At 72.4% G+C, this 11,969-nt stretch carries 13 protein-coding genes; 8 read left to right on the top strand and 5 right to left on the bottom strand.

Annotated features, from left to right (window positions below; translation table 11 throughout):
- The 3 genes from ACFFNX_RS28190 to ACFFNX_RS28180 all read left to right on the top strand — a co-directional run.
- Nucleotides 1-1,836: bifunctional copper resistance protein CopD/cytochrome c oxidase assembly protein (locus ACFFNX_RS28190; protein WP_378208588.1), on the top strand; the 1,836-nt coding region annotated here is incomplete at its 5' end.
- Between the two features lie 77 nt (nt 1,837-1,913).
- A complete protein-coding gene (locus ACFFNX_RS28185; protein WP_378208586.1) occupies nt 1,914-2,870 on the top strand; it encodes a TIGR03621 family F420-dependent LLM class oxidoreductase in 957 nt (318 codons plus the stop codon).
- Nucleotides 2,871-2,953: 83 nt separating this feature from the next.
- Complete coding sequence (locus ACFFNX_RS28180; protein WP_378208584.1) at nt 2,954-3,511, top strand: retropepsin-like aspartic protease; 558 nt, start codon at nt 2,954-2,956, stop codon at nt 3,509-3,511.
- Nucleotides 3,512-3,690: 179 nt separating this feature from the next.
- Here ACFFNX_RS28180 and ACFFNX_RS28175 read toward each other — a convergent pair whose 3' ends face one another.
- The 4 genes from ACFFNX_RS28175 to map form a co-directional block, all read right to left on the bottom strand.
- On the bottom strand, nt 3,691-4,737 hold the full coding sequence (locus ACFFNX_RS28175; protein ID WP_378208582.1) for a S1C family serine protease: 1,047 nt from the start codon (nt 4,735-4,737) through the stop codon (nt 3,691-3,693).
- A gap of 97 nt (nt 4,738-4,834) precedes the next feature.
- Nucleotides 4,835-5,578: a metal-dependent hydrolase gene (locus tag ACFFNX_RS28170; RefSeq protein ID WP_378208590.1), complete on the bottom strand. Its 744-nt coding sequence runs from the start codon at nt 5,576-5,578 to the stop codon at nt 4,835-4,837.
- A gap of 174 nt (nt 5,579-5,752) precedes the next feature.
- A complete protein-coding gene (locus ACFFNX_RS28165; protein WP_378208580.1) occupies nt 5,753-6,715 on the bottom strand; it encodes a DNA polymerase ligase N-terminal domain-containing protein in 963 nt (320 codons plus the stop codon).
- A 33-nt stretch (nt 6,716-6,748) separates the two neighbouring features.
- Complete coding sequence (gene map, locus ACFFNX_RS28160; RefSeq protein WP_378208578.1) at nt 6,749-7,597, bottom strand: type I methionyl aminopeptidase; 849 nt, start codon at nt 7,595-7,597, stop codon at nt 6,749-6,751.
- 58 nt (nt 7,598-7,655) lie between these two features.
- Here map and ACFFNX_RS28155 point away from each other — a divergent pair, with 58 nt between their 5' ends.
- Nucleotides 7,656-7,829, top strand: coding sequence for a hypothetical protein (locus ACFFNX_RS28155; protein ID WP_378208592.1), 174 nt, complete (start codon nt 7,656-7,658; stop codon nt 7,827-7,829).
- Nucleotides 7,830-7,867: 38 nt separating this feature from the next.
- Here the strand turns inward: ACFFNX_RS28155 and ACFFNX_RS28150 are convergent, their stop codons facing one another.
- The gene (locus tag ACFFNX_RS28150; protein WP_378208576.1) at nt 7,868-8,449 is read right to left on the bottom strand and encodes a hypothetical protein; all 582 of its coding nucleotides are present in this window, start codon (nt 8,447-8,449) and stop codon (nt 7,868-7,870) included.
- A gap of 125 nt (nt 8,450-8,574) precedes the next feature.
- Here ACFFNX_RS28150 and ppgK point away from each other — a divergent pair, with 125 nt between their 5' ends.
- The 4 genes from ppgK to ACFFNX_RS28130 all read left to right on the top strand — a co-directional run bounded on the left by ppgK (nt 8,575) and on the right by ACFFNX_RS28130 (nt 11,824).
- Nucleotides 8,575-9,324 carry a polyphosphate--glucose phosphotransferase gene (gene ppgK / locus ACFFNX_RS28145; protein WP_378208574.1) on the top strand — a complete coding sequence of 250 codons (750 nt, stop codon included), beginning with the start codon at nt 8,575-8,577 and terminating at the stop codon, nt 9,322-9,324.
- A 99-nt stretch (nt 9,325-9,423) separates the two neighbouring features.
- Nucleotides 9,424-10,104 (top strand): NADPH-dependent F420 reductase, encoded by a 681-nt coding sequence (npdG, locus tag ACFFNX_RS28140; protein WP_378208573.1) that lies wholly within the window; start codon nt 9,424-9,426, stop codon nt 10,102-10,104.
- Nucleotides 10,101-11,063 (top strand): ketopantoate reductase family protein, encoded by a 963-nt coding sequence (locus tag ACFFNX_RS28135; protein WP_378208571.1) that lies wholly within the window; start codon nt 10,101-10,103, stop codon nt 11,061-11,063. Before npdG ends, ACFFNX_RS28135 begins: the two co-directional genes overlap by 4 nt.
- Entirely contained in the window at nt 11,060-11,824 is a 765-nt protein-coding gene (locus ACFFNX_RS28130; RefSeq protein ID WP_378208569.1) for a helical backbone metal receptor, read from the top strand. The genes ACFFNX_RS28135 and ACFFNX_RS28130 overlap by 4 nt, the downstream gene beginning before the upstream one ends.
- The last annotated feature ends 145 nt before the right edge of the window (nt 11,825-11,969 follow it).

The following is an 11,969-nucleotide window of genomic DNA, read 5'->3' as shown; positions in this document are numbered from 1 at the left end:
GCCGCGGCGCTGCTCCCGTCCACGCGCGGCGTGCTCGACCCGCAGGCCGTCCGCTACCTGCGGGGCGCCTCATGGATCGCAGCCGCCCGGGCGGCGGCCGCCGCCGCCACGCTGATCTTCACGGTGTCCGACATCCTCGGCGTGCCCACCGGCAAGATCGTCGGCGGTAGCGAGCTGTCCAGCTACGTCGGCCAGATCCCGCAGGGCACGGCGCTGATGTTCGTGGTGCTGCTCGCCGCGCTCATCGCGCTGCTGGCCCGCACCGCCGTCACGCCGGGCAGCGCCGCGGGCCTGCTGGTCGTGGCGCTCGTCGCGCTGCTGCCGCCGCCGCTCACCGGGCACTCCTCGTCCTCTCCCAACCACGAGCTGGCCATCAGCGGCCTGGCGATGCACATCCTGGCGCTGTCGCCCTGGGTGGGCGGCCTGGTCGTGCTCGTCTGGCACGCCACGCACGACGGGGACCACCTCGGCATCGCCGCCGGGCGGTTCAGCCGGATGGCCCTGTGGTGCTTCGTCGCCGTCGGCGTCAGCGGCGCCGCCAACGTCGTCTCCCGGCTGCCCGACCCGTCGCTGCTCTACACCACCGACTACGGGCGGCTGGTCCTGCTCAAGCTGGCCCTGTTCATCGTCTTGGGGATCTTCGGTTACCTGCACCGCGAGCGCACCCTGCCCGCCCTCATGGCGCACAACCCCAAGGGGTACGCCCGCCCGGCGGTGACCCGCCCGCCGTGGGCGTTCGCGCGCCTCGCCGGGGTGGAGATCCTGCTCATGGCCGCGACCCTCGGCGTCGCCGTCGCGCTCGCCCGTACGGCACCGCCCGCCGTGAACGCCGACGAGGACGCGGTCACCGGCATGCTCGGATTCTCGATGCCGCCGCCGATCACCGTCGGCCGGCTGGCGACGATGTGGCGGCCGGACCTGTTCTTCGCCGTGCTCGTCGTGGTGCTCGGGGGCCTGTACGCCGCGGGCGTCGCACGGCTGCGCGCACGCGGCGACGCCTGGCCGATGGGCCGGACGCTCGCCTGGGGGCTCGGCCTGGTCACGATCGTCGCGGTCACGATGACCGGCATCGCGACGTACTCCCCGGTGCTGTTCAGCACGCACATGATCCAGCACATGGTCCTGTCGATGCTGACCCCGATCCTGCTCGTGCTCGGCGCCCCGGTGACGCTCGCGCTGCGCGCGCTGAAGCCCGCCGCGATCCGCGGCGACCGCGGGCCGCGCGAATGGCTGACGATCATCCTGCACAGCCGGGCCCTGCGGTTCATCGGCCATCCCGCCACGGCCACGGTCATCTTCATCGGCAGCACGTACACGGTGTACTTCACGCCGCTGTTCGGCTACCTCATGCGCGCCCACGTCGGGCACCTGGCGATGCTCGTGCACTTCCTCGCCTCCGGCAGCCTGTTCTTCTGGGTGCTGATCGGCGTCGACCCGACGCCGCGCAAGCTGCCGTACGTGGCCAAGATGCTCCTGCTGTTCGTGACGATGCCGTTCCACGCGTTCTTCGGCATCGCGCTGATGAGCCTCGGCAAGCCGCTCGCGGCCGGCTGGTACACCGCCCTGCATCGCCCGTGGGGCACCTCGGTCCTGACCGATCAGCACACCGGCGGCTCGATCGCCTGGGCGTTCGGCGAGATCCCGACCTTCATCGTGCTGATCGCGATGGTGTTCCAGTGGTACGCCGACGACCGGCGGCTGGCGCGGCGGCTCGAACGGCACGCGGACCGGGCGGAGGCCGACCAGACCGAGGACGAACTGGCCGAGTACAACGCCTACCTCGCCTCGCTCGACAAGCGCCCCCCGTCGGCATCCGCGTCTCCGCCCCAGGAGTAGGCCGATTCGGCTCCGGGCGATTCCGCCCCCGGCGCAGACCATGGCGCCGGGCCGCGGGGTGCGACAGCCTGACGGACATGGCTGACTTCCGGTTCTCGTTCAACGTCCTCGACATCGGCTCACGCGAACGGTTCATCGAGACCTGCCGACGCGGCGAGGCGTACGGGTACGACACGGTGTTCGCCGCGGACCACCTGGGGTTCGCCGCCCCGTTCCCGGCCCTGGTCGCCGCCGCGGCGGCGACCGAACGGCTGAAGGTCGGCACGCTCGTGCTGAACGCCGGGTTCTGGAATCCGGCCCTGCTGGCCCGCGAGGTGGTCACGACCGACGTGCTCACCGGCGGGCGCCTGGAACTCGGCCTCGGCTCCGGGCACATGAAGTGGGAGTTCGACGCGGCCGGCATCCCGTGGGAGCCCTTCGGCCCGCGTGCGGACCGGCTGGAGTCGACGATCGAGGAGCTGGGGCGGCTGTTCGCCTCGGAGGGGTACCCGCAGGAGACGGCGACGCGGGAGGCGCTGGGCCTGCCGGGGTTCGGGCCCGTCCAGCGGCAGGGCTTCGGCGGGTCGGGGCCGCCGCTGATCGTCGGCGGCACCGGCGACCGGATCCTGCGGATCGCCGCCGAGCACGCCGACGTCATCGCGATCGCCGGCCTGTACCAGGTCAAGGGACGGCCGCCGGGCGTCTTCCGGCTCGGCACCGCCGAGGAGGCCGCCGACCGCGTCCGATACGCCCGTGAACAGGCGGGCGACCGCGCCGGGCGGGTCGAGTGGCACGCGCTGGTCCAGTTGGTCATGGAGACCGACGACCGCGAGGCCGCCGCCGAGGACCTGCTGGGACGGTACGGCGACGCGATGACCGCCGAGGAGATCCTCGACACCCCCTTCCTGCTCATCGGCACGGTCGAGCAGATGGCCGAGCAGATCCTGCGGAACCGCGAGCGCTTCGGCTTCACCTACTACACCGTCCACGGCCCGTTCATGGACGCGCTCGCGCCCGTGATCGAACGGGTCCGCGCCCGCACGCGACCGTCGTGACCAGCGAGGACCGCTCCCATCGGTAACGTGACCAGGGCCGATGATCACGGGTAGGGAAAGCCTCATACGGGAACGTCCGTCCTGTGTCCCGCACTGTGATCACCGGTCTGCTGCTGACGGCGGCGTTGCAGATCGCCCTCGGCTGCGCCCACTCCCGCGTCGGCGCGGTCCAGAGCGCGCGCCCGGCCGGCCGCCCGATGGTCGCGCCGCCGTCCATGCCGACGTCGGCGCCCTCGACGGCGGCGAGTCCGGACGCGGTCACGCTGCCGATCCGGGTGGTCCGCGGGAACGGGGGCACGCTCGTCTACGTGCCGATGAAGGTGAACGGCCACGGGCCGTACGAGTTCGTGCTGGACACCGGCTCCTCCAACTCCTCGGTGGACCGCAGCCTGGTACGCCGGCTGGGCCTGCCGCGCACCGGGCAGCAGCATCCCGTACAGGGAGTGACGGGCAGCGGCATGGTGCCGGTCGTACGGGTGCACCGCTGGACACTCGGCGGCCTGCCCATGCACGGCACGTCACTGTCGGTCGTCGACCTCGGCATCGGCGTGGGCGGCCTGCTGGGCTCGGACGAGCTGTGCCGCTTCGGCAACGTGAGCCTCGACTTCCGGCACAACCGGCTGGTCATCCAGCGCCGCTAGGGCCTGTCTCGCTTGGGCCGTGGCTTTTCCACAGCCGTGCGTACGGTCTTCCTTTGGCGTGTGGGGTCGGCGCCCCCCGGGAGGGCGGGGAGTGTCCCGGACGGGAGCTGTCCCCGGCGGGAACTGTCCCGGACGGCGGGACTTCGCAGCACACCCTAGGTTGAGGGCGTCGAACGGCGTCAGCCGGGGAGCTGTCCCAGTGTGAGGGTCACGGTCTTCCGTGCGCCGTCGGGGCGCAGGATCTGTACCTTCACCTTCTGGCCGGGCTTCAGGGGGGCGAGTGCCTCGGCCAGGGCCGTCGTCGTCGACGTGCCGGCGCCGTTGATCGACAAGATGACGTCGTCCGGGGCGATTCCGGCCCTCTCCGCGGGGCCGTCCGGCGTTACCGAGACGACGCCCACGCCCTCGACGTCGCCCCGCAGGTCGATCACCGTGCGCACCTTGGCGCCGATCGCGGCGCGGCCGGACTCCTTCACGCGGCCCGAGGCGATGAGCTGGTCGGCGATCAGCTTGACGGTGTTGCTCGGGATGGCGAATCCGATGCCCGCCGCCGCACCGCCGATCTGCGGGTCCGAGACGGTCAGCGTCGGGATGCCGACCACCTGGTTGCCCAGGGTCACCAGCGCGCCGCCGCTGTTGCCCGGGTTGATCGGCGCGCTCGTCTGCACGGCGCCGGCGATCGTCGCGCCGGGGAAGGCGCCCTCGCGCTGGGAGCTGACCGTGCGCCCGAGCGCGGAGACGATGCCGTTGGTGACGCTCCCGGACAGGCCCAGCGGGTTGCCCATCGCCAGCACGATCTGGCCCACGGCCAGCCGCGCGGAGTCACCGAACGTCGCCGGGGTGAGCGGGGCGTTCTTCACGCGGACGACGGCGAGGTCGTTCGCGGAGAACTCCCCGACGAGCGTCGCGGACAGCGGCGTCTTGGAGGTCGGCGTGGTTACCTGCAGCCGCCGTGCGCCCGCCACGACGTGGTCGTTGGTGACGATGTCGCCCTTGTCGTCATAGACGATGCCCGACCCGAGGCCCGAGTCGGTGTTGATCTGTACGACGGAGGGCAGCACCTTCTTGACGACCTGCTCGAACTGCTGCTCGAGCACGGCGCCGGAGACGGGCGTCGGCGCGCCCGCCGTGACGGGCCCGGCCTCCCGCCGTACCTCGGTGCCGCAGCCCGCGATCAGCGCCAGCCCGGCGACCGCCGCCAGGGCGGACCGCGTGTGTCGCTCCATGAAGACTGCTGTTCCCAGCAGTCACGGACGGCAAGCCGTACGGCACGCCGGACCGGCCCATCCTTTGCCGGAGAAGGGGAATGGGCCGGTTTCGCGCTCAGCCGCGGTTGTGCTGGAGCCAGTTCACCGCGAAGCCGCCGGCCGACGTGCGGATCGCCAGGACGACCACGCCGAGGGTGAGGACCGGCGTGACCACCCACTTCTCGACGACGCCGTTGGTGCGCGGCACGATCGGGATCTCGAACCGCTTCTTCCACGGCCAGAACACCGGGCACCCCTCCGGGGTGAGGCAGTCGGTGAACATGTGCATGAAGCAGCCGAGCCCCACCGACAGGCCCGCCCACCCGAGGTAGTAGTGACCCATGAACAGGTCGATCCCCGGGCCGGCGAAGTGCATGCCGATCATGAGGTAGGTCAGGCCCAGCGCGAGGGCCCCGTTGATGATGACGTTGAAATGCTCGCGCTCGGGGATGTGGATCCCGACCCCGCGCAGGCCCAGGCAGATGAGGAGGAAGAGCTCCACCCACCAGCCGGGCCGGAAGTACTGGGCGAGCAGGTCGGTGCCGAACGTCATCAACACGATGAAGAACAGCGAATGCGTCGCGTGGCGGTGCCCGCCCGAGATCCACGCGACACCCTTGCAGAGCACCTTCGTGACCGGCCCGAGCGCGTTCGCGATCGAGCCGCTGTGGTGGTCCATGTCGGGCAGCAGTGCCGCCCCCGCACAGACGACCGAGCCCGCGACGATCTCGCCCGGCGTCATCTTCATTCCATAGTCCGCGAGGAAGGGCACCAGGCCCAGCCACGCGACAGCCCCCGCAAGGGCGTGGGTATGCCCCATCATCCGTACATCACTCGCTTTGCCCGCGTAATAACCACGCGCGGGACTGTAACGGGCCGAAGGCCCTCCATGCTGCGCGACGCGCCGGAACAGATGCGTACGTTCACCGTGTGTCAGCGGAATTCGTCAGATTTCGGCCCTCACCACCGCGAAGCGAGCGTGTTCCGGAGGGGGTCAGACCGGGATCAGGCGCCAGTCGGCCTTGCCCGGACGGTACGGCGCGTCGAGGCGCTTGGCGACGATTCCGGGAAGCCGTTGCTCGCGCGCCGCCTCGCGTACCGCCTCACCGTCCTCGAACCAGGGCGCGGTCTGCCAGCGCGGTCCGGACAGGCCGAGCTCGCCGAGGAGCTCGCGGCGCCGCCGGTACGGCTCGTCCAGCAGCGACCGCCCGTCCAGGTAGAGCAGGTCGTAGATCATGTACGTCTCGCCGCCGGCGTCGGTCAGCTCGCCGTCGAGGACCGCCCGGTGCGACCCGAGCGCCTCGCCGAGCCCGCGCGGGGCCTTCGCGGGCCGGCCGTCCGCCGCGACGACACGCGCCGGCCCCCGCTCGCCGTAGGCGATCAGCCGCCGCCCGCCCCAGGCGAACTCATAGCCGTACGCGTCGCTCCGCCGCGGCAGCCGTGCGCGCCTGTCGGGCACGATCGGGCGTACGTCCCCGGGCATCGGCTCGGCGTCGGGGGAGACCGGCGGATCCATCCGGTGGATCATCCAGTTCTCGCCCTTGGTGGGAAACAGGACGTACCGGCCCGAGACCCGGCCGCCGTGCAGCACGATCTTGATCTCGCGCTCGGTCCACTTCTCGGTGTCGTACGTGCCGCGGTCCCAGATCATCACCTGGCCGCCGCCGTACTCGCCCGGTGGGATCTCCCCGGCGAACGAGGCGTACTCCAGCGGATGGTCCTCGGTGTGCACGGCGAGGTGGTTGACCTTCGGGTCGTCCGGCACGCCCTTGGGCAGCGCCCACGAGACGAGAACGCCGTCGCGTTCGAGCCGGAAGTCCCAGTGCAGCCGTCGCGCGTGGTGCTCCTGGATGACGAACGTGTCGTCGTTGCCCTCGGGCAGTGGACCCTCCGCCGGGACGGGCTCCGGCGTACGGCGTGCGTCGCGTCTGCCGCGGTAGGTCCGTAGTTCGGCCATACCGCGTTGCGTACCCCGCCGCGCGGCGTTGTCTCAGGGGAGGGTGAGGATCTCCGCGCCGGCGTCGGTGACGAGAAGCGTGTGCTCGAACTGGGCGGTGCGCTTGCGGTCCTTCGTCACGACCGTCCACTTGTCGGGCCAGATCTCGTACTCGATCGTGCCGAGGGTCAGCATGGGCTCGATGGTGAACGTCATGCCCGTCTCGATGACGGTCGAGGCGTTCGCGTCGTCGTAGTGCGGCACGATCAGCCCGGAGTGGAACGTCGTGCCGATGCCGTGGCCGGTGAAGTCGCGGACCACGCCGTACCCGAACCGCCTGGCGTAGGACTCGATGACCCGGCCGATGACGTTGAGCCGCCGCCCGGGGCGCACCGCCTTGATGGCGCGGGCCAGGGCCTCCTGGGTGCGCTCGACGAGCAGCCGGGACTCCTCGTCCACGTCGCCGACGAGGTACGTCGCGTCGGTGTCGCCGTGCACGCCGTCCTTGAACGCGGTGATGTCGATGTTGATGATGTCGCCGTCGCGCACGACCGTGTCGTCCGGGATGCCGTGGCAGATCACCTCGTTCAGCGAGGTGCACAGCGACTTGGGGAACCCGCGGTAGCCGAGCGTCGAGGGGTAGGCGCCGTGGTCGAGCATGAACTCGTGCCCGATGCGGTCGAGCTCGTCGGTGGTGACGCCGGGCTCGATGTGCCGGGCGACCTCCGCCATCGCCTGCGCCGCGATCCGGCCGGCCACCCGCATCCGCTCGATGATCTCCGGCGTCTTGACGTCGGGCTCACCGGTGCGGGGGAACTTCTTGCCGACGTACTCCGGGCGGGGGATGTTCGCGGGCACGGTGCGCATCGGCGAGACGCGGCCGGGACGGAGTTGCGTCGTCATGGTGTTGGAGTGTAGTTGCCCATGGGGGGAAGGATGACAAGTCGATCAGGAGGCGATGATGAGCGATGACGGCGAGTGGTTCTTCTGTCTCAAGCACATGCGGGTCGAGCACGGCCCCGGATGTCCCGACCGCGACCGGATGGGCCCGTACGCCACGGAGACCGAGGCCGCGAACGCCCTCCAGCACGCGCGGGAGCGCAACGAGCAGTGGGAGGCACGCGAAGACGACTGATCCGGAGGCGAGCGCGACCGGGGGAGACCGGGAACCGGTCAGCCCGCCGGCGGGCCGGTGATCGTGTCGAGGAGGCCGGCGAGGCGGTCGCGCAGGCCGCGTTTGGCGCGTGGCTCGCCCGCCGCGGCGCTCACCAGGTGCTGGGCGGCCTCGAAGGAGATCGCCGGCTCGCCCGGCGGCACGGACAGGGACTCGTGCGCCAGCCCGCGCAGCTCCTTGTCGTCCCCGTCGAGCGCGAAGATCGTCGCGCCGACCCGGCGGGCGTCGTCGACGCGTTCGAGCACGCCCTCCGACGCGGTCTGTTCCGACACGACGAGGAGCGTCTCGCCGCGGCGCGCGGCCTCCAGCCGGTCGAGCCCGATGCTCAGGTGGGCCGGCGCTCCGGGCGGCGGCTCCCAGCGGACGAGCGTGGGGCTGATCTCCGGCAGCCCGCACAGCCGGCTCTCGTCGTCCAGGTGGGCGGCCAGGTGCCACGGCTCGTCGTCGCGCGGGCCGAACAGCAACAGGCCCCCCGGAACCCGCGTGGAGGCGCGCAGCGACCGGGCGAAGTCCTGCGTGCGCTCCGGCCAGCCGGTGGTCGCCAGCAGCTCCCGCAGGGCACTGACCTGACTCGCGTCCATGGCTCCATCGTGCCGTACGGGCCCCGGCGTCTCATCCTCATCGGCGGCGACGCGGGAAAGTCGCGTGCCACGGACCGGACGTATCCGCCGGGCGCCGGAGACGCTCTCTGGTGTACGCATTGAACATGGAGATACTCGGCATCGACATCGGCGGCAGCGGGATCAAGGGCGCGCCCGTCGACGTCCGGACCGGTGAGTTCACCCGTGACCGCCTGCGCGTCGAGACGCCGGTGCCCGCCGCGCCCCGTCCGGTCGTGTCGGCGGTCGGGCAGATCGTCCGGCACTTCGACTGGACCGGCCCGGTCGGTGTGACCTTCCCCGGCGTGGTCACCGACGGCGTCACCCGCACCGCGGCGAACCTGGCGGAGGACTGGCGCGACCTCGCGGCGCGCGACCTGCTCGCCGCCGAGTGCGGCACGCCCGTCACGCTGCTGAACGACGCCGACGCGGCGGGCGTGGCGGAGATGGCGCACGGCGCCGGGCGCGGACGGTCCGGGACCGTGCTGCTGGTGACCCTCGGCACTGGCATCGGCACCGCGCTGTTCACCGACGGCACGCTGGTGCCCAACACCGAGCTCGGACACCTCGAGATCCGCGGGAAGGACGCCGAGCGCCGCGCCTCCGCGCACGCCCGCGAGGTGCACGACTGGGGCTGGGGCAAGTGGGCCGAGAAGGTGGAGGAGTACCTGCGGCGGGCCGAGGACCTGCTCTGGCCGTCACTGATCATCATCGGGGGCGGCGTGAGCAAGCGCGCCGAACACTTCCTCCCGCACCTGAAGGACGTACGGGCGGAGGTGATCGCGGCCGAGCTGCACAACGACGCCGGCATCGTCGGCGCCGCGATGGCCGCCGCACCCCGGACGCCGACCGGATGAGGCGTGCCGACGGTCACGCCCGGCTCCTCGCCCACCCCGCCGTCGGCTCGGCTCCACTCGCCCGTCGGCTCGCCGCTCCGTTCTGGCAGGATCGCCCTCATGACCACTTCCCAGGCTGAACCACCGGACGTCAGCGGCCTGTCCATCGGCATCCTCGGCGGCACCGGAGACCAGGGCAAGGGCCTGGCCCGCCGCTTCGCCCTCGCGGGCCACCGGGTGATCATCGGCTCGCGCAGCGCCGAGCGCGCCCGGCAGGCGGCCGAGAGCCTCGGCGACGGGCTGAACGCCCGGGGGGAGGAGAACCCCGTCGCCGCCCGCGACGCCGACATCGTGATCGTCGCCGTGCCGTGGGACGGGCACCGGACGCTGCTGGAGTCGCTGCGCGACGACCTCGCCGGCAAGATCGTCGTGGACTGCGTCAACCCGCTCGGGTTCGACAAGCAGGGCGCGTACGCGCTGCCCGTCGAGGAGGGCAGCGCCGCCCAGCAGGCCGCGGCCGTGCTCACCGGCAGCACCGTCGTCGCCGCGTTCCACCACGTCTCGGCGGTTCTGCTGCTCGACCCGGAGGTCGACAAGGTCGACCTCGACATCCTCGTGCTCGGCGACGACCGCGAGGCCACCGGCACCGTGCAGGCGCTCGCCGGCCGGATCGCCGGGGTGCGCGGCGTGTACGGCGGCCGGCTGCGCAACGCCCACCAGGTCGAGGCGCTCACCGCCAACCTCATCTCGGTGAACCGCCGCTACAAGACGCACGCGGGGGTACGGGTGACCGGAATATGAGGTTCATCGTCTACGGCGCGGGCGCCATCGGCGGTACGGTCGGCGCCCAGCTGTTCCGGCACGGGCACGACGTCACGCTGATCGCCCGCGGCGCCCACTACGAGGCCGTCCGCGACCACGGCCTGCGGCTCGACACGCCCGATGAGAGCGTCACGCTGGAGATCCCGGTCGTCTCCCGCCCGGCCGACGTGAAGTTCGCGCCGGGCGACGTGGTGCTGCTCGCCATGAAGACCCAGGACACCGTGGCCGCCCTCGCGGAGCTGTCCGCCGCCGCCCCGCCCGAGATCGTCGTGGCCTGCGCCCAGAACGGCGTGGAGAACGAGCGTCTCGCCCTCCGGCTGTTCCCGGACGTCTACGGCGTGTGCGTGGTGCTGCCGGCGGCGTTCCTGGATCCGGGGGTGATCGAGGCGTACATGGCTCCGGTCACCGGCCACCTCGACGTCGGGCGCTATCCGGGCGGCGACGACGAGACGGCGCGCTCGCTCGCGGACGCGTTCGCCGGCGCGACGTTCGAGTCGCAGGCGCGGCCGGACGTCATGCGCTACAAGTACGGCAAGCTGCTGAACAACCTCGGCAACGCGGTCGAGGCGCTGCTCGGCCCCGGCGACCAGGGCCAGGAGATCGTCCGCCGGGCCCGCGAGGAGGGCGCCGCCTGCCTGCGCGCCGCGGGCGTCGACCCGACGGACGTCCAGGCACTCATCGGGCGGTCCCGGCCCGTGCGGGGCCGCCGCCGCACCGGCGGCTCGACCTATCAGAGCCTCCAGCGCGGCGCCGGCGCGGTCGAGGTCGACTACCTCAACGGCGAGATCGTCCTGCTCGGCCGGGAGCACGGCGTGCCGACGCCGGTCAACGAGCTGCTGCGGCAACTCGCCAACCGCTCGGCGCGGGAGGGGCGCGGCCCCGGCCACCTGACCGCCGAGGAGTTCTGGACGGCCCTGGACGGGCACGCGGGCCGGTGAGCGAGCGGCCCGGGATCGCCCGCCTCACGAAGGAGGGCGCTCCCGCGCGGGTGCGGCGCGTCGTGTCGCTCGTACCGTCGCTGACCGAGGCGATCGCCGTGACCGCGCCGGGCCTGCTGGTGGGCGCCACCGACTGGTGCGTCCACCCGGCGGATCTGGACGTCGTACGCGTGCGGGGCACCAAGAACCCCGACGTCGACCGGGTCCGCGCCCGAGCGTCGGACCTCGTCGTGGCCAACTTCGAGGAGAACCGCGCGGCCGACCTCGACCGGCTGCGCGCGGCCGGGGTCCCGGTGTGGGAGACCGTCGTCCGCGACCTGCCCGAGGCCCTGTCGGAGCTGGCGGAGATGCTCGCGGCCTGCGGCCTGGACGAGCCGCCGTGGCTGCGCGCCGCCCGTACGGCCTGGGCGGACGTGCTGGACGAACCGCCCCCGCCCGCGCGCACGGCGGTGGTCCCGATCTGGCGGAGACCGTGGATGGTGCTGGGCCGTGAGACGTTCGCGGGCGACGTGCTGGCACGGCTGGGCGTCGCCAACCTCTACGCGGACGACGCGGAGCGGTACCCGAAGGTGACGGTGGAACGGATCCGGGACCGCCGCCCGGACCTGGTCATCCTGCCGGACGAGCCGTACGCCTTCGGCCCCGGCGACGGCCCGGAGGAGTTCCCGGGCGTACGGGTGGCCCTGGTGAGCGGACGCCACCTGGAGTGGTACGGCCCGTCCCTCGCCGAGGCCCGCCGCGTCCTGACCGCCTCCCTGTAGCCGGGGGCGTACGGCCACGGTGTCCCGATGACCGGCGGCAGGCGTACGCGGTCTTCTGCCGCGCCGCGTCCGCCGGGGCCCGCTCAGAGCCGGGCGGGCCTCGGGCCCTCGGCGGCGGCGAAGGCGGACAGCACGGCGTCGCGGT

The organism is Actinoallomurus acaciae, from assembly GCF_042429965.1.
Taxonomy (GTDB): domain Bacteria; phylum Actinomycetota; class Actinomycetes; order Streptosporangiales; family Streptosporangiaceae; genus Actinoallomurus; species Actinoallomurus acaciae.
The sequence above is the reverse complement of the archived record's forward strand: the minus strand, read 5'-3'. Positions and strand labels throughout refer to the sequence as shown.